The 25,039-nt window shown below is 43.2% G+C and carries 29 protein-coding genes and 1 other annotated feature; all 29 genes read left to right on the top strand.

Going from position 1 to position 25,039, the window contains the following annotated elements:
* Window positions 1-2: 2 nt before the first annotated feature.
* The 29 genes from DFO72_RS25920 (at window position 3) to rpmC (ending at window position 25,037) form a co-directional block, all read left to right on the top strand.
* Window positions 3-428 (top strand): Mini-ribonuclease 3, encoded by a 426-nt coding sequence (locus DFO72_RS25920; RefSeq protein ID WP_113885253.1) that lies wholly within the window; start codon window positions 3-5, stop codon window positions 426-428.
* Entirely contained in the window at window positions 425-1,168 is a 744-nt protein-coding gene (rlmB, locus tag DFO72_RS25915) for a 23S rRNA (guanosine(2251)-2'-O)-methyltransferase RlmB (RefSeq protein ID WP_009336532.1), read from the top strand. Before DFO72_RS25920 ends, rlmB begins: the two co-directional genes overlap by 4 nt.
* Before the next feature lie 2 nt (window positions 1,169-1,170).
* A complete protein-coding gene (locus DFO72_RS25910) occupies window positions 1,171-1,680 on the top strand; it encodes an NYN domain-containing protein (RefSeq protein WP_113885252.1) in 510 nt (169 codons plus the stop codon).
* A gap of 70 nt (window positions 1,681-1,750) precedes the next feature.
* Entirely contained in the window at window positions 1,751-2,407 is a 657-nt protein-coding gene (sigH, locus tag DFO72_RS25905) for an RNA polymerase sporulation sigma factor SigH (protein ID WP_009336536.1), read from the top strand.
* Window positions 2,408-2,506: 99 nt separating this feature from the next.
* A complete protein-coding gene (gene rpmG, locus DFO72_RS25900) occupies window positions 2,507-2,650 on the top strand; it encodes a 50S ribosomal protein L33 (protein ID WP_009336538.1) in 144 nt (47 codons plus the stop codon).
* A 136-nt stretch (window positions 2,651-2,786) separates the two neighbouring features.
* On the top strand, window positions 2,787-2,969 hold the full coding sequence (gene secE, locus DFO72_RS25895) for a preprotein translocase subunit SecE (RefSeq protein ID WP_113885251.1): 183 nt from the start codon (window positions 2,787-2,789) through the stop codon (window positions 2,967-2,969).
* A gap of 131 nt (window positions 2,970-3,100) precedes the next feature.
* Window positions 3,101-3,634, top strand: coding sequence for a transcription termination/antitermination protein NusG (nusG, locus tag DFO72_RS25890; protein ID WP_009336543.1), 534 nt, complete (start codon window positions 3,101-3,103; stop codon window positions 3,632-3,634).
* A 209-nt stretch (window positions 3,635-3,843) separates the two neighbouring features.
* A complete protein-coding gene (rplK, locus tag DFO72_RS25885; protein ID WP_009336545.1) occupies window positions 3,844-4,269 on the top strand; it encodes a 50S ribosomal protein L11 in 426 nt (141 codons plus the stop codon).
* 114 nt (window positions 4,270-4,383) lie between these two features.
* Window positions 4,384-5,127, top strand: coding sequence for a 50S ribosomal protein L1 (gene rplA, locus DFO72_RS25880; protein WP_319805559.1), 744 nt, complete (start codon window positions 4,384-4,386; stop codon window positions 5,125-5,127).
* Window positions 5,128-5,177: 50 nt separating this feature from the next.
* Window positions 5,178-5,317 (top strand) — a sequence feature (ribosomal protein L10 leader region).
* Between the two features lie 34 nt (window positions 5,318-5,351).
* Entirely contained in the window at window positions 5,352-5,852 is a 501-nt protein-coding gene (rplJ, locus tag DFO72_RS25875) for a 50S ribosomal protein L10 (RefSeq protein ID WP_009336549.1), read from the top strand.
* Window positions 5,853-5,909: 57 nt separating this feature from the next.
* Window positions 5,910-6,275 carry a 50S ribosomal protein L7/L12 gene (gene rplL, locus DFO72_RS25870; RefSeq protein WP_009336551.1) on the top strand — a complete coding sequence of 122 codons (366 nt, stop codon included), beginning with the start codon at window positions 5,910-5,912 and terminating at the stop codon, window positions 6,273-6,275.
* Between the two features lie 301 nt (window positions 6,276-6,576).
* Entirely contained in the window at window positions 6,577-7,179 is a 603-nt protein-coding gene (locus DFO72_RS25865; protein WP_113885248.1) for a class I SAM-dependent methyltransferase, read from the top strand.
* A gap of 373 nt (window positions 7,180-7,552) precedes the next feature.
* Complete coding sequence (rpoB, locus tag DFO72_RS25860) at window positions 7,553-11,107, top strand: DNA-directed RNA polymerase subunit beta (protein ID WP_113885247.1); 3,555 nt, start codon at window positions 7,553-7,555, stop codon at window positions 11,105-11,107.
* A 132-nt stretch (window positions 11,108-11,239) separates the two neighbouring features.
* Window positions 11,240-14,839, top strand: coding sequence for a DNA-directed RNA polymerase subunit beta' (rpoC, locus tag DFO72_RS25855; RefSeq protein WP_113885246.1), 3,600 nt, complete (start codon window positions 11,240-11,242; stop codon window positions 14,837-14,839).
* Between the two features lie 155 nt (window positions 14,840-14,994).
* Entirely contained in the window at window positions 14,995-15,243 is a 249-nt protein-coding gene (locus DFO72_RS25850) for a 50S ribosomal protein L7ae-like protein (RefSeq protein WP_113885245.1), read from the top strand.
* 102 nt (window positions 15,244-15,345) lie between these two features.
* On the top strand, window positions 15,346-15,768 hold the full coding sequence (gene rpsL / locus DFO72_RS25845; protein ID WP_009336562.1) for a 30S ribosomal protein S12: 423 nt from the start codon (window positions 15,346-15,348) through the stop codon (window positions 15,766-15,768).
* Window positions 15,769-15,810: 42 nt separating this feature from the next.
* Window positions 15,811-16,281, top strand: coding sequence for a 30S ribosomal protein S7 (rpsG, locus tag DFO72_RS25840; RefSeq protein ID WP_113885244.1), 471 nt, complete (start codon window positions 15,811-15,813; stop codon window positions 16,279-16,281).
* 50 nt (window positions 16,282-16,331) lie between these two features.
* Window positions 16,332-18,410 carry an elongation factor G gene (gene fusA, locus DFO72_RS25835; RefSeq protein WP_113885243.1) on the top strand — a complete coding sequence of 693 codons (2,079 nt, stop codon included), beginning with the start codon at window positions 16,332-16,334 and terminating at the stop codon, window positions 18,408-18,410.
* A 119-nt stretch (window positions 18,411-18,529) separates the two neighbouring features.
* A complete protein-coding gene (gene tuf, locus DFO72_RS25830) occupies window positions 18,530-19,717 on the top strand; it encodes an elongation factor Tu (RefSeq protein WP_113885242.1) in 1,188 nt (395 codons plus the stop codon).
* 560 nt (window positions 19,718-20,277) lie between these two features.
* Complete coding sequence (rpsJ, locus tag DFO72_RS25825) at window positions 20,278-20,586, top strand: 30S ribosomal protein S10 (RefSeq protein WP_009336571.1); 309 nt, start codon at window positions 20,278-20,280, stop codon at window positions 20,584-20,586.
* A gap of 40 nt (window positions 20,587-20,626) precedes the next feature.
* On the top strand, window positions 20,627-21,253 hold the full coding sequence (gene rplC / locus DFO72_RS25820) for a 50S ribosomal protein L3 (protein ID WP_009336573.1): 627 nt from the start codon (window positions 20,627-20,629) through the stop codon (window positions 21,251-21,253).
* Between the two features lie 28 nt (window positions 21,254-21,281).
* On the top strand, window positions 21,282-21,905 hold the full coding sequence (gene rplD / locus DFO72_RS25815) for a 50S ribosomal protein L4 (protein ID WP_113885241.1): 624 nt from the start codon (window positions 21,282-21,284) through the stop codon (window positions 21,903-21,905).
* Window positions 21,905-22,189, top strand: coding sequence for a 50S ribosomal protein L23 (gene rplW, locus DFO72_RS25810; RefSeq protein ID WP_061793795.1), 285 nt, complete (start codon window positions 21,905-21,907; stop codon window positions 22,187-22,189). The genes rplD and rplW overlap by 1 nt, the downstream gene beginning before the upstream one ends.
* A gap of 32 nt (window positions 22,190-22,221) precedes the next feature.
* On the top strand, window positions 22,222-23,052 hold the full coding sequence (rplB, locus tag DFO72_RS25805; protein ID WP_113885240.1) for a 50S ribosomal protein L2: 831 nt from the start codon (window positions 22,222-22,224) through the stop codon (window positions 23,050-23,052).
* A 60-nt stretch (window positions 23,053-23,112) separates the two neighbouring features.
* Window positions 23,113-23,391, top strand: a complete 279-nt coding sequence (gene rpsS, locus DFO72_RS25800; RefSeq protein ID WP_009336580.1) for a 30S ribosomal protein S19 — start codon at window positions 23,113-23,115, stop codon at window positions 23,389-23,391.
* An 18-nt stretch (window positions 23,392-23,409) separates the two neighbouring features.
* Window positions 23,410-23,751: a 50S ribosomal protein L22 gene (gene rplV, locus DFO72_RS25795; RefSeq protein WP_009336582.1), complete on the top strand. Its 342-nt coding sequence runs from the start codon at window positions 23,410-23,412 to the stop codon at window positions 23,749-23,751.
* Between the two features lie 3 nt (window positions 23,752-23,754).
* On the top strand, window positions 23,755-24,411 hold the full coding sequence (gene rpsC / locus DFO72_RS25790) for a 30S ribosomal protein S3 (protein ID WP_113885239.1): 657 nt from the start codon (window positions 23,755-23,757) through the stop codon (window positions 24,409-24,411).
* Window position 24,412: 1 nt separating this feature from the next.
* Window positions 24,413-24,847, top strand: a complete 435-nt coding sequence (gene rplP / locus DFO72_RS25785) for a 50S ribosomal protein L16 (protein WP_009336587.1) — start codon at window positions 24,413-24,415, stop codon at window positions 24,845-24,847.
* Window positions 24,837-25,037: a 50S ribosomal protein L29 gene (gene rpmC / locus DFO72_RS25780; protein ID WP_009336588.1), complete on the top strand. Its 201-nt coding sequence runs from the start codon at window positions 24,837-24,839 to the stop codon at window positions 25,035-25,037. The genes rplP and rpmC overlap by 11 nt, the downstream gene beginning before the upstream one ends.
* The last annotated feature ends 2 nt before the right edge of the window (window positions 25,038-25,039 follow it).

The raw sequence follows: 25,039 nt of genomic DNA, 5'->3' as shown, positions 1-25,039 counted from the left end.
CAATGCTTCACTATGAAAACAAAATAGATGAAAAACAATTGAATAGTCTTGCCTTGGCGTATATGGGAGATGCGGTATTTGAAACCTATATACGCCACCATCTCCTTCAAAATGGACGGGTTCGGCCTCATTTTCTCCATAAGGAGGCAACCCGATATGTTTCTGCAAAGGCCCAGTCCATAATCATTCATGAATTAATGGACTCTGAACGGCTGACCGAGGAAGAACTGGCAGTAGTCCGCAGGGGGCGAAATGCAAAGTCCGGTTCGGTGCCGAAAAATACAGATGTCCAAACATACAGGTACAGCACAGCTTTTGAATCTCTGATCGGCTATTTGTTTTTGTCGAAAAGACAGGAGCGGATGGAAGAGCTGATTCTGGAATCCATACATTTAGTTGAGAACAGGAAAGGAGGAGCGGCAAAATGAGCCAGGATTTTATCATTGGGAAGAATCCCGTTATTGAAGCATTAAAGTCAGAGAGGGATATTAATAAGATTTTTATTGCAGAAGGTTCGCAAAGCGGGCAGATGCAGCAGGTAATCGGTTTGGCGAAGTCCGCCGGGGTATTGGTCCAGTTCGTTCCCAAGAAAAAAATAGATGGGATGGCAGAGGGTAATCATCAGGGTGTCATCGCACAGGTTGCTGCTTATCAATATGCAGAAATCGATGATTTGTTTGCTGCTGCAGAAAAGAAAAACGAAGCAGCTTTCTTTTTACTGCTGGATGAGATAGAAGATCCGCATAATCTCGGGTCCATCATGAGAACGGCAGATGCAGTCGGAGCACATGGGATCATTATTCCGAAGAGAAGAGCGGTCGGGCTCACGGCAACTGTAGCTAAAGCCTCCACAGGAGCGATCGAGTATATCCCGGTTGTCCGGGTTACGAATATGGCCAGAACCATTGATGAATTAAAAGAAAGAGGCGTTTGGATAGCCGGTACCGATGCAAAAGGGAAACAAGACTTCCGTCAGATGGATGGAACGATGCCGTTAGGTCTTGTAATTGGAAGCGAAGGGAAAGGGATGGGCCGACTGATTCGCGATAAATGTGATTTTCTCATTAACCTGCCCATGGCTGGACACGTTACTTCCCTTAACGCATCAGTTGCTGCTGCGCTGCTCATGTATGAGGTTTATCGGAAACGGCACCCGCTTGAGGGATAGAAATGGACATCCTTCTTGTTGACGGATACAACATAATTGGTGCTTGGCCAGAACTCAGGGAGCTCAAAAACAAGGATTTATCGTCAGCCAGAGACCGCCTGATTGAAAAAATGGCCGAGTACCAGGGATATTCCGGGTACAAAGTGATTGTCGTGTTTGATGCCCATTATGTAAAGGGCACGGAAAAAAAGTTTAAGGATTCTAAGGTCGAAGTTATTTTTACAAGAAATAATGAAACGGCCGATGAACGCATTGAAAAAATGGCTATCGATCTCAGCAATATTAAAACCCAAATTCATGTGGCAACCTCCGATTTCACAGAGCAATGGGTCATATTTGGCCAGGGAGCCCTAAGAAAATCAGCAAGGGAGCTTCTCAATGAAATGAATTTGATTGAAAACAGCATTGAAAAAAAAGTAAAAAAAATTCAGCAGAAAAAGCCTGTATCCAAGATACCTCTCAGTGATGAAGTGGCAGAAATTTTTGAAAAATGGCGCAGAGGAGGACAATGAGCGGTTGACGCTTGAAAAAACCGTGCTGTATAATATTTCTAACCATGCTTGTACGGTCGGGGGGATCCTAGTGAGTGCTGACTTCAAGACAATCGACGAAAATCTTATAGACTTTATCCAGCTTGAGGACGAAGAAATAGTTGAGCTCGTGCATAAGGGCGAGAGTGAGGCTCTTGATTATCTGATTCATAAGTACCGCAATTTTGTCCGGGCAAAAGCAAGATCCTATTTTTTGATTGGCGCAGATAAAGAGGATATTGTACAAGAGGGAATGATCGGCTTATACAAGGCGATCCGCGATTTTAAAGAGGACAAGCTGTCTTCATTTAAAGCGTTTGCCGAGCTGTGCATCACCAGGCAAATCATAACCGCCATCAAGACAGCGACCCGCCAAAAGCATATTCCGCTAAACTCTTATGTGTCTTTGGACAAGCCCATTTATGATGAGGAATCGGACAGGACGCTTATGGATGTAATATCTGGGGCGAAGGTTATGGACCCTGAAGAGCTGATTATCAACCAGGAAGAATTTGATCACATTGAAGTGAAAATGTCAGAGCTTCTGAGTGACCTTGAACGAAAGGTGCTTGCCCTTTACTTGGATGGGCAGTCCTATCAGGAAATTTCCGAAGAACTGAACCGCCATGTTAAATCAATTGACAACGCCCTGCAGCGGGTGAAAAGAAAGCTGGAAAGATATTTGGAAGTGCGTGAATTTTCCCTGTAGACAGAATTTCCCAACACCTTGCTTTTTTTGCAGTTATTGACATGTTTTGGGGTGCGTGTTAAAGTTTTAAGGGCGTAATGTGACTTAGTAGGTGGAAATATGACTAAAAAGGTAATTTTGGCTTGCTCTGTATGTGGTTCCAGAAATTATTCCACTGCGGGCAAAAATGATTCTGCAAGGCTGGAGCTGAAGAAGTTCTGCAGCACATGCAGCGCTCATACGATCCATAAAGAAACAAAGTGATTATATAGATAAGAAGTTTGCTCTTTTAATAGTCTGAAGCCTGAGCGTTTTATGCAGACTGGAAGATTGGTTTGATTTTGAAGCCGCTTTCGCTTCTTGTTAAAGGATATATCTCTTGAAAGTTGGGGGTTACGAAATGCAGCGCATCGTGAATTTTTTCCGTGAAGTTGGCCGGGAAATGAGAAAGGTCAGCTGGCCTAAACGCAAAGAGCTGACAAACTATACTGTTACCGTTCTTGCTACAGTTACGTTCTTCGCTCTGTTTTTTGCAGTGATTGACCTGGGAATTTCTGAATTGATTCGTTTAATTCTTGAATAACCCCTGAGTTTCCATGGTATAATGGAGAATAACACAGGAAACATTTGCAAAGCCCGGAAACGGGTTTTTTAATTTGGTCAAAAATATAAATTGTTGAATACAGGGAGGGAAGGACGAACAAGTCCTCATAAATGGAAAAGAATTGGTATGTTGTTCATACGTACTCCGGCTATGAAAATAAAGTCAAAGCCAATCTGGAGAAGCGTGTTGAATCAATGGGTATGCAAGATAAGATCTTCCGCGTGGTAGTTCCGGAAGAAGAAGAAACAGAATTGAAAAACGGCAAGAAAAAAGTAGTGAAGCGCAAAGTCTTCCCTGGTTATGTACTAGTGGAAATCGTGATGACGGATGATTCCTGGTATGTAGTAAGAAATACTCCGGGTGTAACTGGATTCGTAGGTTCAGCAGGTTCTGGCTCAAAGCCGACCCCGCTATTGCCGGAAGAAGTTACGAACATTCTTAAGCACATGGGTGTTGAAGAAGCCCGCTTTGATATTAACTTTGAGATCGGTGAAACAGTTCAGGTGAAAGAAGGTCCATTTGCGAACTTCACAGGTACCATTGAAGATATTGATAAAGATAAGGCGAAGATTAAAGTGCTTGTTAACATGTTTGGCCGTGACACTCCGGTTGAGCTTGATTTTTCACAAATTGAAAAACTGTAAGAAGCAGCCTGCTGAAAGTACTTTTATATATCTTTGTAAAAAAACTTGAAATTGCCTTTGAAAAGTGATAATATTTCAAAGGTCAGTATGTCTCGGACAAAGAGACTGGACAATTGTTAAAAGTTCTTTATCTTAATATAAAGACTATAAGTTGAGTGGGAGGGAATTTTCCCTATTACCACATCACGGACTTTAAGGAGGTGTGTCTCGTGGCTAAAAAAGTAATCAAACTTGTAAAGCTGCAAATCCCTGCAGGTAAAGCAAACCCTGCACCACCAGTAGGACCGGCACTAGGTCAAGCAGGTGTTAACATCATGGGATTCTGTAAGGAATTTAACGCTCGCACAGCTGAACAAGCTGGCTTAATCATTCCTGTTGAAATCACGGTTTTTGAAGACCGTTCATTTACATTTATTACGAAAACTCCTCCTGCTGCAGTTCTTCTTAAGAAGGCGGCTGGAATCGAGTCTGGTTCTGGTGAACCAAACCGTAATAAAGTAGCAACAGTCAAGCGTGACAAGGTACGCGAGATTGCTGAAACAAAGATGCCCGATCTAAACGCTGCAAGTGTAGAAGCTGCAATGCGTATGGTTGAAGGTACTGCACGCAGCATGGGTATCGTTATCGAAGACTAATCCATGCATGAAGCAGATTTAGGGATGAGGTTGCGACGCTGAATTTTGTTTCACTCGCAACCTTTGTTCTGTCTAGAGCAGGCGCCTTTGACCGAGGCGCCTCCGCTTTTACTCGTGGGAGGTTATTCCGCTAAAACCACAATCAAGGAGGAAATAAAAATGGCTAAAAAAGGTAAGAAGTACGCAGAAGCTGCGAAGCTTGTTGATTCTTCAAAGGCTTACCCAATTGCTGAGGCGATTGAACTTGCGAAGAAAACTAATTTTGCGAAATTTGATGCAACTGTTGAGGTAGCATTCCGTCTTGGAGTTGACCCTAAGAAAGCTGACCAGCAAATCCGTGGAGCGGTTGTTCTTCCAAACGGAACTGGTAAAACTCAGCGCGTTCTTGTTTTCGCTAAGGGTGAAAAAGCGAAAGAAGCAGAAGCTGCTGGAGCAGATTTCGTAGGTGATTCTGAATACATCAACAAAATCAGCCAAGGCTGGTTCGACTTTGATGTAATCGTTGCTACACCTGACATGATGGGTGAAGTTGGTAAACTTGGCCGCGTATTAGGACCTAAAGGCTTAATGCCGAACCCTAAGACTGGTACAGTTACTTTTGACGTTCAAAAAGCAGTTAACGAAATCAAAGCAGGTAAAGTTGAATACCGTGTTGACAAAGCTGGTAACATCCACGTGCCAATCGGTAAAGTATCTTTCGAAGACGAAAAGCTTGTTGAAAACTTCAACACTATTTTCGATACAATGATGAAAGTGAAGCCTGCTGCTGCTAAAGGAACTTACATGAAGAACGTTTCTGTTACTTCTACTATGGGACCTGGCGTAAAAGTAGATCCTTCATCTGTTGCAGTAAAATAATAACAATTGACATTCTAAAATACATGCTGTAATATGTATTTTGTTGTTAAAATATAATAACATTTGTGCCGTAGACAGCAGGTGCCTAATTGCTTAATTTCCTGCCGAGGTATTACGATAGAATTGCTTTTTCTTGCTATTGTATACTTCCTCCATGTCTGCAAAGTCATGGAGGTTTTTTATTGGGACGGTATGAATGTAGAAATTCTACAGGAGGTGTAAGGATGAGCAGCGTTATCGAACAAAAGAAACAAATCGTAGAAGAAATTGCTGATAAGCTTAAATCAAGTTTATCAACAGTTGTTGTTGACTACCGTGGTCTTACTGTTGCTGAAGTTACTGAACTTCGTAAACAGCTTCGTGAAGCTGGCGTAGAATTCAAAGTATACAAGAATTCAATGACTCGCCGTGCTGCTGAAGCTGCTGAACTTTCGGGTTTAAACGAAGCTTTAACTGGACCTAACGCAATCGCGTTCAGCACAGAAGATGTAGTTGCTCCAGCGAAAATCCTTAATGATTTCGCGAAAAAGCACGAAGCACTTGAAATTAAAGCAGGTGTAATCGAAGGAAACGTCGCTTCAGTAGAAGATATCAAAGCTCTTGCTGAACTACCATCACGCGAAGGCTTGCTTTCTATGCTACTCAGCGTACTTCAAGCACCTATCCGCAATCTTGCTCTTGCTGCAAAAGCTGTTGCAGATCAAAAAGAAGAACAAGGCGCGTAAGTTGATTTTAGCGTTAACCTAATAGATTCAAACCAAAAATAAGGAGGAAACATAATCATGACTAAAGAACAAATCATTGAAGCAGTTAAAAATATGACTGTTTTAGAACTTAACGACTTAGTAAAAGCTATCGAAGAAGAATTTGGTGTAACTGCTGCTGCTCCTGTAGCTGTAATGGGCGGAGCTGCTGGTGGAGACGCTGCTGCTGAGAAAACTGAATTTGACGTTGTTCTTGCTTCTGCAGGCGACCAAAAAATCAAAGTTATCAAAGTGGTACGTGAAATCACAGGTCTTGGACTTAAAGAAGCAAAAGAACTTGTTGACAACACTCCAAAAGCTCTTAAAGAAGGCGTTTCTAAAGAAGAAGCTGAAGAAGTTAAAGCTAAGCTTGAAGAAGTTGGAGCTGGCGTTGAAGTTAAGTAATAACATTTATGAAAAGTCCGCTGTTTAAGCGGGCTTTTTGTTTTGCTGTAAAATGTATAATTTTGTTCTGTGGGAACTGTCTACTAAACAAGGAACGGTTCGTCGGCTTTATCATCGCATGACTAAAAGCATAGCGTTTAGGAGGAGCCCCTGTCCCTTGAGGTGCCGGGGGAGGACAAGGCGCTTCCGCTTTTCGGCAACCTTTTTGCTTTTTGGTGGGCAATCCTATATAATTCCTTCGAAACCACTTAATTGTGATTCTCCTATTTTCTTCTTATATATTCTCCCTGGAGGTGATTTCATGTCTGAACACTACTATTCCCAAACGCAAAAAGTTGAAAGCAGCCCTAAAACCTGGAGTTATACTCTAAAGGAGTATCCATTCCGCTTTAAAACAGATAATGGTGTTTTTTCAAAGGGTGAAGTGGATTTTGGTTCAAGATTATTAATTGAGACTTTTGAAGAGCCGGAAGCAAAAGGCAACATTCTTGATGTCGGCTGCGGATACGGGCCCATCGGGCTGACTGCAGCAAAGCTGATGCCTGCACGGACAGTTCATATGGTTGATGTAAATGAGAGGGCACTTGGACTTGCGAAAGAAAATGCTGAATTGAACGGCATTAAAAATGTGCAAATCTATGAAAGTGACCGCCTTGAAAGTACAAAAGGCAATAAGTTTGCGGCCATTCTGACAAACCCGCCGATCCGCGCCGGGAAAAAGGTTGTTCATGATATTTTTGAACAAAGTTTTAACTCGCTGGTTTCTGGAGGTGAGCTATGGGTTGTTATCCAGAAGAAGCAGGGTGCACCATCGGCCATTGATAAACTGACAGAGTTATTCGGCGAAGTGGAGACGGCAGAAAAGAAAAAAGGCTATTTCATTTTAAGAGCAAAAAAAGATTGACTTGACTTTTTTGCTATGATAGTATTGTAAAATGCCAACATATTATATTTCTATTTATAACTAAATTTATCTAATAGTTGTATAAATTTGGTTTTAATGGGAAAGCTAACAAAATAATAGTCGTATTGTGAAAATGTGGTTTTTGAAGTGAAAACCCTTTTTCTTTTTGTCTTATAAGAATGGAGGTTTGGCTTGCGTCCCTGTACTTTTTTGGGAAAAGTCCGGCTTCTAAGCCAGTTCGCTGGCGGCTTTTTGCGCCATCGGTTCAGGGTCTTATGCTTGTTGCCGATAGGCAGGCGCTCTTTAGCTTTTCTTATAAGGTGATATAAATTGCTATTAGCAACAATAACGCTTGATTTGAGGGGTGAATCAGTTGACAGGTCAACTAGTTCAGTATGGACGACACCGCCAACGTAGAAGTTACGCACGAATCAGTGAAGTTTTAGAATTACCAAATCTAATCGAAATCCAAACCTCTTCTTATCAATGGTTTCTTGATGAGGGTTTACGAGAAATGTTCCATGATATTTCTCCGATTGAAGACTTTACTGGTAATTTGTCGCTTGAATTTATTGATTACAGCCTTGGCGAACCAAAATATTCCGTTGAGGAATCGAAAGAACGAGATGTTACATATTCTGCACCTTTACGTGTGAAAGTGCGTCTTGTAAACAAAGAAACAGGCGAAGTTAAAGACCAGGATGTCTTTATGGGTGACTTCCCGCTTATGACAGAGACAGGTACGTTCGTTATTAACGGAGCGGAACGTGTCATTGTATCCCAGTTAGTACGTTCACCGAGCGTATATTTCAGTGGAAAGCTTGATAAAAACGGGAAAAAAGGCTTTACAGCAACCGTAATCCCGAACCGCGGCGCTTGGCTTGAGTATGAAACAGATGCCAAGGACGTCGTATACGTCAGAATAGATCGTACTCGGAAACTGCCCGTTACGGTTCTTTTGCGTGCACTTGGGTTCGGCTCTGATCAAGAGATCATCGATTTGATTGGAGACAACGAGTACATTCGCAACACTCTTGAAAAAGATAATACTGAAAGTACAGACAAAGCGCTACTTGAAATTTATGAGCGTCTTCGTCCGGGCGAACCGCCAACGGTTGAAAATGCGAAAAGCTTGCTTGTCTCAAGATTTTTCGATCCAAAGCGCTATGACCTGGCGAATGTTGGACGCTATAAGATCAATAAGAAGCTTCATATTAAAAATCGCCTGTTCGGTCAAAAATTGGCTGAAACGCTTGTGGATCCAGAGACTGGGGAGATCATTGCGGAAAAAGGCGTTACGCTTGACCGCCGCACATTAGACAGAATTCTTCCTAACCTGGAGAAGGATATCGGCTTTAAAACCGTAAGCCTTTTAGGCGGAGTAGTAGATGATGAAGTATTGCTTCAGTCTATTAAGATTTATTCGCCTAATGAAGATGGCGAAAAAGTCATCAATGTAATCGGCAATGCCTACGTTGAAGAAGCAGTGAAAAACATTTCACCTTCTGACATCATTGCATCAATCAGTTATTTCTTTAACCTTCTGCATGCTGTAGGAGATACAGATGATATTGACCATCTTGGAAACAGGCGTCTGCGTTCAGTCGGAGAACTATTGCAGAACCAGTTCCGTATCGGTCTTTCCCGTATGGAGCGTGTGGTCCGCGAGAGAATGTCCATCCAGGATACAAATACTATTACACCTCAGCAGCTGATTAATATCCGTCCTGTTATTGCGTCAATTAAAGAGTTCTTTGGAAGCTCTCAGTTGTCCCAGTTCATGGACCAGACAAATCCGCTTGCTGAACTGACACATAAACGCCGTCTTTCTGCGTTAGGACCAGGCGGTCTGACACGTGAACGTGCCGGCTTCGAAGTACGTGATGTTCACTACTCTCACTATGGCCGTATGTGTCCGATTGAAACGCCGGAGGGACCAAACATCGGTTTGATTAACTCCTTATCTTCATTTGCGAAGGTAAACCGTTTCGGATTTATTGAAACACCATATCGCCGAATTGACCCTGAAACCGGAAAAGTTACATCCCGCATCGACTATCTGACAGCTGATGAAGAGGATAACTATGTAGTGGCCCAGGCGAATGCGCTTCTTGGTGACGACGGTTCATTCCTTGACGAAGAAGTAGTTGCCCGTTTCAAAGGTGAAAACACAGTTGTGAAACGCGACCGTGTCGACTACATGGATGTATCGCCTAAGCAGGTAGTTTCTGCTGCGACAGCATGTATTCCATTCCTGGAAAACGATGACTCCAACCGTGCCCTTATGGGAGCGAACATGCAGCGTCAGGCTGTGCCTTTGATGCAGCCGGAAGCGCCAAGAGTTGGTACTGGTATGGAATATGTATCTGGTAAAGACTCAGGTGCTGCAGTTATCTGTAAGCATGAGGGAATTGTTGAGCATGTAGAAGCGCGCGAAGTTTGGGTTCGCCGCATTCAAAATGTGGATGGCCAGGAAGTGAAAGGCGATCTTGATAAATACAGAATGCTTAAATTCATCCGTTCCAACCAGGGAACTTGCTACAACCAGCGCCCAATCGTTGCTGTAGGCAACCGTGTAACTAAAGGGGAAATCCTTGCTGACGGACCTTCCATGGAACTTGGTGAATTAGCGCTTGGACGCAACGTACTTGTCGCGTTCATGACATGGGATGGATATAACTACGAGGATGCGATCATTATGAGTGAGCGCCTTGTAAAAGATGATGTTTATACATCTATCCACATTGAAGAATATGAATCAGAATCACGCGATACAAAGCTTGGACCTGAAGAGATCACAAGAGATATCCCTAACGTTGGGGAAGATGCACTGCGCAATCTGGACGAACGCGGAATTATCCGCACAGGTGCGGAAGTAAAAGACGGCGACCTTCTTGTTGGTAAAGTAACTCCTAAAGGGGTAACTGAACTGACAGCTGAAGAAAGGCTATTGCACGCTATCTTTGGTGAAAAAGCACGTGAAGTCCGTGATACTTCCCTTCGCGTCCCACACGGCGGAGGCGGTATCGTACTCGATGTTAAAGTGTTTAACAGGGAAGATGGAGATGAACTTCCTCCAGGTGTTAACCAGCTTGTGCGTGTATATATCGTTCAGAAGCGTAAAATCTCTGAAGGTGACAAGATGGCCGGACGCCACGGTAACAAAGGTGTTATCTCCCGTATTTTACCGGAAGAAGACATGCCTTACCTGCCGGATGGCACTCCAGTAGACATCATGTTAAACCCTCTTGGGGTTCCATCGCGTATGAACATCGGACAGGTGCTTGAGCTTCACCTTGGTATGGCTGCCAGAGCACTAGGCATTCACGTAGCATCTCCTGTATTCGATGGTGCACGCGAGGAAGATGTGTGGGCAACGATCGAAGAAGCAGGGATGGCACGTGATGCAAAGACTGTCCTTTATGATGGACGTTCAGGCGAGCCGTTTGACAACCGTGTATCAGTAGGTGTCATGTATATGATCAAACTGGCGCACATGGTAGATGACAAGCTCCATGCCCGTTCAACAGGACCTTACTCTCTTGTTACGCAGCAGCCATTGGGCGGTAAAGCTCAGTTCGGCGGACAGCGTTTCGGTGAGATGGAGGTTTGGGCACTTGAAGCATATGGTGCTGCCTATACACTTCAGGAAATCTTAACGGTTAAGTCCGATGACGTCGTTGGACGTGTTAAGACTTATGAATCAATCGTCAAAGGCGAAAATGTTCCTGAACCTGGCGTACCGGAGTCATTCAAGGTACTAATCAAAGAACTTCAAAGTTTAGGTATGGATGTTAAGATCCTTTCTGGCGATGAAAAAGAAATTGAAATGCGCGACATGGAAGATGAAGATGATGTTCAGCAGGCTGAATCATTAACAATCGCTCCGGAAACGCAAAACGAAGAGCAGGTAGTTACGAAAGAATAATTTAATATAAAATTCCTAAATCCCTGGGCGCTCCGCCTTAAATGGCGGAGGCTGCTGGGGATATTATTGGCACATTCGCTGCTGTTTGAGCAATAAGGGTAAAACCCGGAGATCAAAAGGGAGGTAGGCCCCTTGCTAGATGTAAATAATTTTGAGTATATGAAAATAGGTCTTGCTTCACCGGATAAGATACGCTCTTGGTCACATGGTGAGGTTAAGAAGCCTGAAACGATCAACTATCGTACATTAAAACCCGAAAAAGACGGTTTATTCTGCGAACGCATTTTCGGACCGACGAAAGACTGGGAATGTCACTGCGGAAAGTATAAGCGTGTTCGATACAAAGGCGTTGTCTGTGATCGATGCGGCGTTGAAGTAACACGTGCAAAAGTGCGCCGTGAAAGAATGGGCCACATTGAACTTGCAGCCCCTGTATCCCACATTTGGTACTTCAAAGGCATCCCAAGCCGTATGGGTCTTGTGCTGGACATGTCTCCGCGTGCACTTGAGGAAGTTATTTACTTCGCTTCTTATGTTGTAACGGATCCTGGCGATACGGCTCTTGAAAAGAAGCAGCTGCTTTCCGAAAAAGAATACCGTGCATACCGTGAAAAGTACGGAAACAAGTTCCAGGCATCCATGGGTGCTGAATCCATTAAGAAACTTCTTTCTGACATAGACCTCAACAAAGAAGTAGATACCCTTAAAGAGGAACTGAAAACTGCCCAGGGCCAGCGACGCACTCGTGCTATTAAGCGCCTGGAAGTTCTTGAAGCTTTCCGCGGCTCTGGAAATGAGCCATCCTGGATGATTCTTGACGTTCTTCCGGTTATTCCTCCGGAGCTTCGTCCGATGGTACAGCTGGATGGCGGACGTTTTGCCACTTCCGACTTAAATGATCTGTACCGCCGTGTAATCAACCGCAACAACCGCCTAAAGCGTTTATTGGACCTTGGTGCTCCAAGCATTATTGTTCAAAACGAAAAGCGCATGCTTCAGGAAGCAGTAGATGCGCTAATCGATAACGGCCGCCGCGGAAGACCGGTAACAGGACCAGGAAACCGTCCGTTAAAATCCCTGTCGCATATGCTTAAAGGGAAGCAGGGACGTTTCCGCCAGAACTTGCTTGGTAAGCGTGTTGACTATTCAGGACGTTCGGTTATCGTCGTAGGACCAAACTTAAAAATGTACCAGTGCGGACTTCCGAAAGAAATGGCATTGGAATTATTCAAGCCATTCGTTATGAAGGAATTGGTGGAAAAAGGCTTAGCCCACAACATCAAGTCTGCAAAACGCAAGATCGAAAGAGTGCAGCCGGAAGTTTGGGATGTTCTTGAAAGTGTCATTAAAGAGCACCCTGTATTGCTTAACCGTGCCCCAACTCTTCACAGACTCGGCATCCAGGCGTTTGAACCGACATTGGTGGAAGGACGCGCTATTCGTCTTCACCCGCTTGTGTGTACTGCATACAACGCAGACTTTGACGGTGACCAAATGGCTGTTCACGTGCCGCTTTCAGCAGAAGCGCAGGCAGAAGCCCGCTTGCTGATGCTTGCAGCACAGAACATCCTGAACCCGAAAGACGGTAAGCCAGTTGTTACCCCTTCACAGGACATGGTTTTAGGTAACTACTACCTGACACTTGAAAGAGCCGGCGCTGTCGGAGAAGGCATGATCTTCAATGATACAAGCGAAGCACTGCTTGCCTATCAGAATGGCTATGTTCATTTGCATACAAGAGTAGCTGTCCATGCTGGATCCTTGAATAACCAGACATTCACTGAAGAACAAAATAAAAAGCTTTTATTAACTACGGTTGGTAAGCTTGTTTTCAACGAGATTCTGCCTGAGACATTCCCATATATCAACGAGCCTACAAAAGAAAACCTTGAGATTGAAACTCCTGAGAAATACTTTGTAGAGCCTGCTACTGATGTAGCTGCTGTTATCAAGGAAATGCCTCTAATAGATCCGTTTAAGAAAAAGATCCTTGGAAACATCATTGCGGAAGTCTTCAAACGCTTCAAAATCACTGAAACGTCTAAAATGCTTGACCGCATGAAAAACCTTGGATTCAGATACTCCACAAAAGCCGGCATCACGGTTGGTGTAGCTGACATCGTGGTATTGGGCGAGAAGCAGGAAATTATCCACGAAGCACAAAGCAAGGTTGATAATGTCATGAAACAGTTCAGACGCGGTCTTATTACCGAAGATGAGCGTTATGATCGTGTCATTTCAATCTGGAGTGCGGCGAAGGATAATATCCAGGCAAAATTGATGAAGTCATTGGATAAATCCAACCCAATCTTCATGATGAGTGACTCCGGTGCCCGTGGTAACGCATCCAACTTCACTCAGTTAGCTGGTATGCGCGGACTCATGGCCAACCCGGCTGGACGTATCATTGAATTACCGATTAAATCAAGTTTCCGTGAAGGCTTAACAGTACTCGAGTACTTTATTTCTACACACGGTGCCCGTAAAGGTCTTGCTGATACAGCCCTTAAAACAGCTGACTCAGGTTACCTGACTCGCCGCCTTGTTGACGTAGCGCAGGATGTCATCGTTCGTGATGATGATTGTGGAACTGACCGCGGCTTGCTGATCGCATCTCTTAAAGATGGTACTGAAGTCATTGAAGCGCTTGAAGAGCGTCTGATAGGCCGTTATGCAAGAAGAAATATCAGGCATCCTGAGACAGATGAAGTTATTGTAGCTGAAAACGGATTGATCACTGAAGATATTGCAGTTGAAATTGTTTCAGCCGGCATCGAAAAAGTATGGATCCGTTCCGCGTTCACATGTAACACACGTCATGGGGTTTGTAAGAAGTGCTACGGCCGCAACCTGGCAACCGGACAAGAGGTTGAAGTTGGTGAAGCAGTAGGTATCATCGCTGCCCAATCCATCGGTGAACCAGGTACGCAGTTAACAATGCGTACGTTCCATACCGGTGGGGTAGCAGGAGACGATATCACTCAAGGTTTACCGCGTATCCAGGAAATCTTCGAAGCGCGTAACCCTAAAGGTCAGGCAGTCATTTCTGAAATTGATGGTGTGGTAGTTGGCATCAATGAAGGCCGTGACCGTCAGCATGAGATTGTTGTTCAGGGTGAAGTGGAGTCCAAGACGTATACAGCACCTTATACAGCCCGCTTAAAAGTAGCTGTAAATGATGAAGTAGTCCGTGGACAGGAATTGACTGAAGGTTCTATTGACCCTAAAGAATTAATTAAAGTAAAAGATGTAACAGCTGTTCAAGAATACTTGCTGCGTGAAGTTCAGAAGGTATACCGCATGCAGGGTGTTGAAATTGGCGATAAGCACATCGAGGTAATGGTACGCCAGATGCTTCGCAAAGTGCGTGTAATTGATGCGGCAGAAACAGATGTACTGCCAGGTACTCTGCTTGATATCCATCAATTTACAGACGCCAACGAAAAAGCCCTTCTTGCTGGCAAAATGCCTGCAACAGGACGTCCGGTTCTGCTTGGTATCACAAAAGCATCTCTTGAAACAGATTCATTCTTATCTGCAGCATCCTTCCAGGAGACGACAAGAGTTCTTACCGATGCAGCGATTAAAGGCAAGCGCGATGAGCTTCTTGGCCTGAAAGAGAATGTAATTATTGGTAAGCTTGTTCCTGCCGGAACAGGTATGCAGCGCTACAGAAGAGCAGAGCCTTATACAAACGAGGAAACTGCTGAAGATACTGTTACTGTAGAATAATTTAATAATTGCGGTGCTTGCTTATTACCAGCAAGTACCGCATTTTAAAGTAAATAAATGAAATAAAAATCATTTTGCTTGTTGACATCGAAAAATGAAGATGGTACTATAGCAAAGGTGCTCCTATTCACCGGATACTTTGGAGGATGTCGTAAATGTCTTATGATAAAGTATTGCAGGCAAAAAGTTTTATTGTAGGAACAAAGCAAACGGTCAAAGCTCTCAAACTGGGAACAATCGATGAAGTCGTAGTCGCCAGTGATGCTGATCCTAGGGTTACAGCTAAAGTGGTTAGTACAGCGAATGAGATGGACGTTCCGATTGTGTATGTTGATTCGATGAAAAAGCTCGGTAAAGCATGCGGAATCGAAGTTGGGGCAGCAGCTGTTGCCATATCTTTTTAAAAACTGTTTTTGTAGATTGCTATCTGCAAGAACTTTGTTTTTGCATCAAAATGAACCACCTGGATGTGTGGGCTTAAACAAATTCGAAGGGAGGAAAAACAAATGCCTACTATTAATCAATTAGTGCGCAAGCCGCGTCAAACTAAATCTGAGAAGTCTAATTCACCTGCGCTAAACAAAGGTTACAACAGCTTTAAGAAAGCACAAACTAATGTAGCTTCACCTCAAAAGCGTGGTGTATGTACTCGTGTTGGTACAATGACTCCTAAGAAACCGAACTCAGCATTGCGTAAGTATGCACGTGTTCGTTTAACAAATGGTATCGAGGTTAATGCTTACATTCCTGGTATCGGACACAACTTGCAAGAGCACAGTGTAGTGTTAATCCGTGGAGGTCGTGTAAAAGACTTACCGGGTGTACGTTACCACATTGTGCGCGGCGCTTTAGATACTGCTGGTGTTAACAACCGTATGCAAGGCCGTTCTAAGTACGGTGCTAAGCGTCCAAAAGCAGCAAAAAAATAATTCTATTAAATAGATAAAGATTTTTGAAAGGAGGAAAAATCCATGCCACGTAAAGGTCCTGTAGCAAAAAGAGACGTATTGCCTGATCCGATTTATAACTCAAAGCTTGTTAGCCGCCTCATTAATAAAATGATGGTTGACGGTAAGAGAGGTAAATCACAAGCAATTCTTTATTCTGCATTCGACATCATTAGCGAACGTACTGGCAAAGAGCCAATGGAAGTATTCGATCAAGCGCTTAAAAACATCATGCCTGTACTTGAAGTAAAAGCACGCCGTGTAGGTGGAGCAAACTACCAAGTACCAGTTGAGGTGCGTCCAGATCGCCGTACTACACTAGGTCTTCGCTGGTTAGTGAACTATTCTCGTCTTCGCGGTGAGAAAACAATGGAAGAGCGTTTAGCTAACGAAATTCTTGATGCAGCTAACAATACTGGTGCATCAGTGAAGAAACGTGAAGATACACACAAAATGGCAGAAGCAAACAAAGCGTTTGCTCACTACCGCTGGTAAGATTTCAGCTTAACTAAAATAACACTCATACTAGGAAGGAGAAAGACCCAATGGCAAGAGAGTTCTCCTTAGAAAATACTCGCAATATCGGCATCATGGCTCACATTGATGCCGGTAAAACAACTACCACTGAACGTGTTCTTTACTACACTGGTCGTATTCATAAGATTGGTGAAACTCACGAAGGTGCATCTCAGATGGACTGGATGGAGCAAGAGCAGGAGCGTGGCATCACAATCACTTCTGCAGCGACAACTGCACAGTGGAAAGGCCACCGCGTAAACATTATCGATACACCTGGACACGTAGACTTCACAGTAGAGGTTGAACGTTCATTACGTGTACTTGATGGTGCGGTAGCTGTACTTGATGCTCAATCTGGTGTTGAGCCGCAAACTGAAACAGTTTGGCGTCAGGCAACAACTTACGGAGTACCGCGTGTGGTATTCGTAAATAAAATGGATAAACTTGGTGCAGATTTCTTGTACTCATTGAAGACACTTCATGATCGTTTACAAGCAAATGCAGCAGCAATCCAATTGCCAATCGGGGCTGAAGATCAGTTTGAAGGCATCATTGACCTTATTGAAATGAAAGCTACGTTCTACGGTAATGACTTAGGTACTGATATCGAAGATCGTGAAATTCCAGAGGAATACAAGGATCAAGCTGAAGAGTACCGTGAAAAGCTAATTGAAGCGGTAGCAGAACTTGATGAAGAATTAATGGAAAAGTATCTTGGCGGTGAAGAAATCACTAACGATGAGCTAAAAGCGGCTATTCGTAAAGGTACTGTTAATGTTGAATTCTACCCTGTAATCTGTGGATCTGCTTTCAAAAATAAAGGTGTTCAAAAAATGCTTGATGCAGTAATTGATTACCTTCCATCTCCATTAGATGTGCCAGCTATTAAAGGTACACTTCCGGATACAGATGAAGAGGTTACTCGTCCATCAAGCGATGACGCGCCATTCTCTGCTTTAGCATTTAAAGTTATGACCGACCCTTATGTTGGTAAACTTACATTCTTCCGTGTATACTCTGGTACTTTGAGCTCAGGTTCATATGTGCAAAATTCTACTAAAGGAAAGCGCGAACGTGTAGGACGTATCCTGCAAATGCACGCTAATTCCCGTGAAGAGATTTCACAAGTGCATGCTGGAGATATCGCTGCAGCTGTAGGGCTGAAAGACACTACAACTGGTGACACTCTATGTGATGAAAAGAATCTTGTAATTCTTGAGTCAATGGAATTCCCGGAGCCAGTTATCCAATTATCTATTGAGCCTAAGTCTAAGGCTGACCAAGATAAGATGACAACTGCTCTTCAAAAACTTCAAGAAGAAGATCCAACATTCCGCGCGCATACTGATCAGGAAACTGGACAGGTTATTATCGCGGGTATGGGTGAACTTCACCTTGATATCCTAGTTGACCGTATGAGACGTGAATTTAAAGTGGAAGCTAACGTTGGTGCACCTCAGGTTGCATATCGTGAAACATTCCGCGGTTCAGCACAAGTTGAAGGTAAATTCGCTCGTCAATCCGGTGGACGCGGACAATTCGGTCATGTTTGGATTGAGTTCTCTCCTAACGAAGAAGGAAAAGGATTCGAATTTGAAAACGGCATTGTTGGTGGTGTGGTTCCGCGTGAATACATTCCTGCTGTACAAGCCGGTCTTGAAGATTCACTTGATCGTGGTGTACTTGCTGGGTATCCATTAGTGGATATTAAAGCAAGATTGTTTGATGGATCTTACCATGATGTCGATTCATCTGAAATGGCGTTTAAAATCGCTGCATCTATGGCGCTTAAAAATGCTGCATCAAAATGTAACCCGGTTATTCTTGAACCAATTATGAGAATAGAAGTAATTATTCCAGAAGAATACCTGGGAGATATAATGGGTAATGTTACTTCTCGTCGTGGTCGTGTAGAAGGTATGGAAGCACGCGGTAATGCGCAAGTTGTTCGTGCGATGGTTCCGCTTTCTGAAATGTTTGGCTATGCAACGTCACTGCGTTCTAGCACACAGGGTCGTGGAGTGTTCTCTATGCACTTTGACCATTATGAAGAAGTACCTAAATCAATTTCTGAAGAAATCATCAAAAAAAATAAAGGTGAATAATTGATTTTACCTTTTTAATAAAGTATAACTACTATTGTAGGCAAATAGCGCTGTGGGAAGGGAAACCTCTCCACAGCAAAAATTACTTAACTTTTATAATCTGAAGGAGGATTTTTCAAATGGCAAAAGCTAAATTCGACCGTTCAAAACCCCATGTTAACATCGGTACAATCGGACACGTTGACCATGGTAAAACTACTTTAACTGCAGCTATCACAACTGTTCTTTCTAAAAAAGGCGGCGGTGAAGCACGCGGATACGATCAAATCGACGCGGCTCCAGAAGAGCGCGAGCGTGGAATCACAATCTCAACTGCACACGTTGAGTACGAAACTGAAAACCGTCACTATGCACACGTTGACTGCCCAGGTCACGCTGACTATGTTAAAAACATGATCACTGGTGCTGCTCAAATGGACGGCGGTATCCTAGTAGTATCTGCTGCTGACGGCCCAATGCCACAAACTCGTGAGCACATCCTTCTTTCTCGTCAGGTTGGTGTACCTTTCCTTGTTGTATTCATGAACAAGTGTGACATGGTTGACGATGAAGAACTACTTGAATTAGTAGAAATGGAAGTTCGTGACCTTCTTTCTGAGTACGAATTCCCTGGTGATGATATCCCAGTAATCAAAGGTTCTGCTCTTAAAGCTCTTGAAGGAGATGCTGAGTGGGAAGCTAAAATCGAAGAGCTTATGGCTGCAGTTGATGAGTACATCCCAACTCCAACTCGTGACACTGATAAGCCTTTCATGATGCCTGTTGAGGATGTATTCTCAATCACTGGCCGTGGTACTGTTGCTACAGGACGTGTTGAGCGTGGACAAGTTAAAGTCGGTGACGTTATTGAAATCATCGGTCTTGCTGAAGAGCCAAAATCAACTACTGTAACAGGTGTAGAAATGTTCCGTAAGCTTCTTGACTATGCTGAAGCTGGTGACAACATCGGTGCCCTTCTTCGTGGTGTAGCACGTGAAGATATCCAACGTGGACAAGTACTTGCTAAGCCAGGTTCTATCACTCCACACACTAAGTTCAAAGCTGAAGTATACGTTCTTTCAAAAGAAGAAGGTGGACGTCACACTCCATTCTTCACAAACTACCGTCCTCAGTTCTACTTCCGTACAACTGATGTAACTGGTATCTGTAATCTTCCTGAAGGCGTAGAAATGGTTATGCCTGGAGATAACATCGAAATGACTGTAGAACTAATTGCTCCAATCGCTATCGAAGAAGGTACTAAGTTCTCTATCCGTGAGGGTGGACGTACTGTAGGCGCTGGCGTAGTTGCTACAATCCAAGAGTAATTGTAATAGATAAAAACAGATGGGTGACGACCCATCTGTTTTTTTGTTTTTTTATAAGATTTCACACTTGGAAAACTTGTCTCTATATATTTACTTACATCTAAATATCTTAATAACCAAAAGTTTCTTCATAAGTAAATCACGGGACTTATACTAAGGAGTGGAAACAAATTTAACGAATCACTTCATTCTCTGCTGCTGAACCAATCATGATCATGGAAAGCATCTAATATAAATTACTTTCTTCTATAGTATAATCACTTCTCCAAACAACCCGGCTGAAGTCATCCTGAATTACCTAAATCAAATATTTAGACTTCTTCGCATACTATTGAAAACTTCATACTCAGCAGTTATAATAGTAAAAGTGTGCGAAACATAAAGAAATAACATATACATGTTGCATTTCATTTATTGTTTCTGTATAATAGACAATGTTGGTCTTTGACTGCGATGATGTGAAAGGTTGCTGACACACCCGGCCGCTTTGCCATGGCGAGTGTGTGGGAAATTTTCACGGAGAATGTCTATATTAAAATAGGCGAAAAGGAGGGAAAATAATGGCAAAACAAAAAATTCGTATTCGTTTAAAAGCGTATGATCACAGAATTCTTGATCAATCAGCAGAAAAGATTGTTGAGACTGCAAAACGTTCTGGTGCGGCTGTTTCAGGTCCGATTCCATTACCAACTGAAAAGTCTATTTACACAATCCTTCGTGCGGTTCACAAGTACAAAGACTCTCGTGAACAGTTCGAAATGCGTACGCATAAGCGTCTAATCGACATCGTTAACCCAACACCGCAAACGGTTGATTCTCTAATGCGTTTAGACTTACCGTCTGGTGTAGATATCGAAATCAAACTTTAATCAATAAATAATTATAAGAAACTTAGGAGGTGTGACTGAAATGACCAAAGGAATCTTAGGAAGAAAGATTGGTATGACTCAAGTATTTGCTGAAAACGGTGATCTTATCCCGGTAACAGTTGTTGAGGCAGCTCCAAACGTTGTTCTTCAAATGAAGTCAGTTGAAACTGATGGATATGAAGCAATCCAGCTTGGATTTGAAGATAAGCGTGAAAAGCTATCCAACAAACCTGAAAAAGGGCATGTTGCTAAAGCAAACACTGCTCCTAAGCGCTTCGTACGCGAATTCCGCGGAGCTGATTTAGGACAATATGAAGTTGGTCAAGAAGTCAAAGTTGATATATTCGCAGAAGGCGAAACTGTTGATGTAACAGGAATCTCAAAGGGTAAAGGTTTCCAGGGTGCCATCAAGCGCCACGGACAATCTCGCGGGCCTATGGCTCACGGTTCTCGTTACCACCGTCGCCCTGGTTCAATGGGTCCTGTAGCTCCAAACCGTGTATTCAAAGGTAAATTATTACCTGGACGTATGGGCGGAGAGCAAATCACTGTACAAAACCTTGAAATCGTTAAAGTTGATGCTGAGCGCAACTTACTATTGATCAAAGGTAACGTACCTGGTGCTAGAAAAGCATTAGTAAAAATCAAAAGTGCGGTAAAAGCATAATAATTAAACCGGAAAGGAGGAAAACAGAATGCCGAAAGTAGCATTGTTTAACCAAAGCGGATCAAAAGTTGGTGATATCGAACTTAATGATGTGATCTTTGGTATCGAGCCTAACCAGCACGTATTATTCGAAGCCGTTGTTATGCAAAGAGCTTCTTTACGTCAAGGGACTCATAAAACTAAAATTCGTTCTGAAGTAGCGGGCGGAGGACGCAAGCCATGGCGCCAAAAAGGCACAGGCCGTGCACGTCAAGGTTCAATCCGTTCACCACAATGGCGCGGAGGCGGTACTGTATTTGGTCCTGTACCACGCAGCTACAGCTACAAACTACCTAAAAAGGTTCGCCGTCTGGCAATTAAATCTGCGTTATCTTCTAAAGTGTTAGAAGAAAACATCCTAGTATTAGAAGGCCTTGCTTTCGAAACTCCTAAAACAAAAGACTTCAAAGGATTATTAACTGGTCTTTCTGTTGATTCAAAAGCACTTATCGTAACTGCTGACCTAGATGAAAACGTGGCATTATCTGCTCGAAACATCCCTGGTGTAACAGTTGTGTCTGCTTCTGGAATCACTGTTTTAGATGTTTTAAACCATGATAAGCTTATCATGACGAAAGCAGCGGTTGAAAAAGTAGAGGAGGTGCTTGCATAATGGATGCACGCGAAATCATTAAGCGCCCCGTAATCACTGAACGTTCTACTGATATTATGGCTGATAAAAAATATACGTTCGAAGTTGACGTACGAGCTAACAAAACTCAAGTTAAGGACGCTGTAGAGGAAATCTTTGGCGTTAAAGTTGAGAAAGTTAACATCATGAACTACAAAGGTAAGTTCAAGCGTATGGGTAAATTTGGCGGTTACACTAACAAACGCCGTAAAGCGATCGTTAAATTAACAGCTGAAAGCCAAGAAATCGAGCTATTTGAAGCTTAAAATTACTATAACTAGAAGAGGAGGGAAACGAAATGGCGATTAAAAAGTATAAACCTACCTCTAATGGTCGTCGCGGCATGACGGTATCTGATTTCGCAGAAATCACGACTAACCAACCAGAAAAGTCTTTACTTGCTCCTGTTAAGAGAAAAGGCGGCCGTAACAACCAAGGTAAGTTGACAGTTCGTCATCAAGGCGGCGGTCATAAACGTCAATATCGTATCATCGATTTCAAACGTAACAAAGATGGCATTCCAGGACGCGTTGCCACAATCGAGTATGATCCAAACCGATCTGCAAATATTGCACTAATTAACTATGTGGATGGAGAAAAGCGTTACATCCTTGCACCTAAGAATTTACAAGTGGGCATGGAAGTTATGTCTGGTCCTGAAGCAGATATCAAAGTGGGTAATGCACTTCCACTAGTTAATATTCCAGTGGGTACTGTAATCCACAACATCGAATTAAAACCTGGTAAAGGCGGACAGTTAGTACGTTCTGCTGGTACTTCTGCACAAGTTCTTGGTAAAGAAGGCAAGTACGTATTAGTTCGTTTAAACTCTGGTGAAGTTCGCATGATTCTTGCTGAGTGCCGTGCAACTGTAGGTCAGGTTGGCAACGAGCAGCACGAGCTTATCAACATTGGTAAAGCAGGTCGTTCACGCTGGTTAGGCAAGCGCCCAACTGTACGTGGATCTGTAATGAACCCTAACGATCACCCGCACGGTGGTGGTGAAGGACGCGCGCCAATCGGACGTAAGTCTCCAATGACTCCGTGGGGCAAACCAACACTTGGTTACAAGACACGCAAGAAAAACAACAAATCAGACAAATTTATTGTACGTCGTCGTAAAAAATAACGGGATTGTACTACGGTTCCAATTAAGAACCGTAGAGCAATCACGAAGGGAGGTTCAATCATGGGTCGCAGCTTAAAAAAAGGACCTTTTGTTGATGAACATTTAATGACAAAGATCGAAAAGCTTAACGAAACAGAAAGCAAGCAAGTTACTAAAACTTGGTCTCGCCGTTCTACGATCTTCCCACAATTCATCGGACACACAATCGCAGTTTATGATGGTCGTAAACATGTGCCTGTATACATCACTGAAGACATGGTAGGCCACAAGCTTGGAGAATTCGCTCCAACTCGTGCGTACAAAGGCCATGGCAATGATGATAAGAAAACAAGACGTTAATGAGAGGAGGGCATTCTAATGCAAGCTAAAGCTGTTGCAAGAACAGTTCGTATTGCTCCTCGTAAAGCTCGTTTAGTCGTAGATTTAATTCGAGGTAAGCAAGTAGGCGAAGCAGTAGCGATTTTAAACCTTACACCTAAAGCTGCTTCTCCAATCGTAGAGAAAGTTTTAAAATCTGCACTAGCTAACGCTGAGCACAACTACGAAATGGACGTTAACAATCTAGTAGTTGCTCAAGCATTCGTAGACGAAGGACCAACTTTAAAACGTTTCCGTCCTCGCGCTATGGGCCGTGCAAGCCAAATCAACAAGCGCACTAGCCATATTACTATCGTTTTATCAGAAAAGAAGGAGGGATAATCAGTGGGTCAAAAAGTAAATCCAGTCGGTTTGCGTGTCGGTGTCATCCGTGATTGGGAGTCAAAATGGTACGCAGGCAAAGACTATGCTGATCTTTTACACGAAGACCTTAAGGTTCGTGAGTACATCTCAAAGCGTTTAAGCGATGCTTCTGTTTCTAAAGTAGAAATCGAACGTGCTGCTAATCGCCTGAACATCACTATCCACACTGCGAAGCCAGGAATGGTTATCGGTAAAGGTGGTACTGAGGTTGAAGCACTTCGTAAGTCACTTAACTCATTAACTGGCAAGCGTGTTCATATCAACATTCTTGAAATTAAGAGAGCAGACATTGATGCGAAATTGGTTGCGGAAAACATTGCTCGTCAATTAGAAAACCGCGTATCTTTCCGTCGTGCTCAAAAACAAACTATTCAACGTGCAATGCGCGCTGGCGCTAAGGGTATCAAAACAATGGTATCTGGTCGTTTAGGCGGTGCTGATATCGCTCGTTCAGAATCATACAGCGAAGGAACAGTTCCACTTCATACTCTTCGTGCTGATATCGATTATGCTACAGCTGAAGCTGATACAACTTACGGTAAATTGGGCGTAAAAGTATGGATCTATCGTGGAGAGGTCCTTCCTACTAAGAAGAAAACTGGGGAAGGAGGCAAATAATATGTTATTGCCAAAGCGCGTTAAATATCGTCGTGTACACCGCGGAAAAATGCGTGGTCAATCAAAAGGCGGAACTGAAGTAAACTTCGGTGAATATGGTCTTCAGGCTCTTGAAGCTTCTTGGATCACTAACCGTCAAATTGAATCTGCACGTATTGCAATGACTCGTTACATGAAACGTGGCGGTAAGGTTTGGATTCAAATTTTCCCGCATAAGCCTTACACTGCAAAGCCTCTAGAAGTCCGCATGGGTTCCGGTAAAGGTGCTCCAGAAGGATGGGTTGCAGTTGTTAAGCCTGGAAAAGTAATGTTCGAAATCGCTGGTGTATCTGAAGAGATCGCTCGTGAAGCATTACGTCTTGCATCACACAAACTTCCAGTTAAGTGCAAGTTTGTAAAACGAGAAGAAATTGGTGGTGAATCAAATGAAAGCTAATGAAATTCGTGACCTTACCACTGCCGAAATTGAACAAAAAGTAAAATCATTAAAAGAAGAGCTTTTCAACCTTCGCTTTCAATTGGCGACTGGACAACTTGAAAACACAGCTCGCATTCGTGAAGTACGCAAAGCGATTGCCCGCATGAAAACTGTTATTCGTGAAAGAGAAATCGGCTTTAGCAAGTGATA

The sequence above is a fragment of the Cytobacillus oceanisediminis genome (assembly GCF_004366035.1).
Lineage (GTDB): Bacteria > Bacillota > Bacilli > Bacillales > Cytobacillaceae > Cytobacillus > Cytobacillus oceanisediminis_C.
The sequence above is the reverse complement of the archived record's forward strand: the minus strand, read 5'-3'. Positions and strand labels throughout refer to the sequence as shown.

Excerpts from the sequence above, each read along its gene's own strand:
- rpsJ (WP_009336571.1), top strand. The coding sequence starts at position 20,278 with ATGGCAAAACAAAAAATTCGTATTCGTTTAAAAGCGTATGATCACAGA.
- rpsG (WP_113885244.1), top strand. The coding sequence starts at position 15,811 with ATGCCACGTAAAGGTCCTGTAGCAAAAAGAGACGTATTGCCTGATCCG.
- rpmC (WP_009336588.1), top strand. The coding sequence starts at position 24,837 with ATGAAAGCTAATGAAATTCGTGACCTTACCACTGCCGAAATTGAACAA.
- rplV (WP_009336582.1), top strand. The coding sequence starts at position 23,410 with ATGCAAGCTAAAGCTGTTGCAAGAACAGTTCGTATTGCTCCTCGTAAA.
- nusG (WP_009336543.1), top strand. The coding sequence starts at position 3,101 with ATGGAAAAGAATTGGTATGTTGTTCATACGTACTCCGGCTATGAAAAT.
- DFO72_RS25865 (WP_113885248.1), top strand. The coding sequence starts at position 6,577 with ATGTCTGAACACTACTATTCCCAAACGCAAAAAGTTGAAAGCAGCCCT.
- DFO72_RS25910 (WP_113885252.1), top strand. The coding sequence starts at position 1,171 with ATGGACATCCTTCTTGTTGACGGATACAACATAATTGGTGCTTGGCCA.
- rplW (WP_061793795.1), top strand. The coding sequence starts at position 21,905 with ATGGATGCACGCGAAATCATTAAGCGCCCCGTAATCACTGAACGTTCT.
- rplB (WP_113885240.1), top strand. The coding sequence starts at position 22,222 with ATGGCGATTAAAAAGTATAAACCTACCTCTAATGGTCGTCGCGGCATG.
- rpsL (WP_009336562.1), top strand. The coding sequence starts at position 15,346 with ATGCCTACTATTAATCAATTAGTGCGCAAGCCGCGTCAAACTAAATCT.
- rpmG (WP_009336538.1), top strand. The coding sequence starts at position 2,507 with ATGACTAAAAAGGTAATTTTGGCTTGCTCTGTATGTGGTTCCAGAAAT.
- tuf (WP_113885242.1), top strand. The coding sequence starts at position 18,530 with ATGGCAAAAGCTAAATTCGACCGTTCAAAACCCCATGTTAACATCGGT.
- rplD (WP_113885241.1), top strand. The coding sequence starts at position 21,282 with ATGCCGAAAGTAGCATTGTTTAACCAAAGCGGATCAAAAGTTGGTGAT.
- rlmB (WP_009336532.1), top strand. The coding sequence starts at position 425 with ATGAGCCAGGATTTTATCATTGGGAAGAATCCCGTTATTGAAGCATTA.
- rplJ (WP_009336549.1), top strand. The coding sequence starts at position 5,352 with ATGAGCAGCGTTATCGAACAAAAGAAACAAATCGTAGAAGAAATTGCT.
- rplL (WP_009336551.1), top strand. The coding sequence starts at position 5,910 with ATGACTAAAGAACAAATCATTGAAGCAGTTAAAAATATGACTGTTTTA.
- secE (WP_113885251.1), top strand. The coding sequence starts at position 2,787 with ATGCAGCGCATCGTGAATTTTTTCCGTGAAGTTGGCCGGGAAATGAGA.
- DFO72_RS25920 (WP_113885253.1), top strand. The coding sequence starts at position 3 with ATGCTTCACTATGAAAACAAAATAGATGAAAAACAATTGAATAGTCTT.
- rplP (WP_009336587.1), top strand. The coding sequence starts at position 24,413 with ATGTTATTGCCAAAGCGCGTTAAATATCGTCGTGTACACCGCGGAAAA.
- rplC (WP_009336573.1), top strand. The coding sequence starts at position 20,627 with ATGACCAAAGGAATCTTAGGAAGAAAGATTGGTATGACTCAAGTATTT.
- rpsS (WP_009336580.1), top strand. The coding sequence starts at position 23,113 with ATGGGTCGCAGCTTAAAAAAAGGACCTTTTGTTGATGAACATTTAATG.
- DFO72_RS25850 (WP_113885245.1), top strand. The coding sequence starts at position 14,995 with ATGTCTTATGATAAAGTATTGCAGGCAAAAAGTTTTATTGTAGGAACA.
- fusA (WP_113885243.1), top strand. The coding sequence starts at position 16,332 with ATGGCAAGAGAGTTCTCCTTAGAAAATACTCGCAATATCGGCATCATG.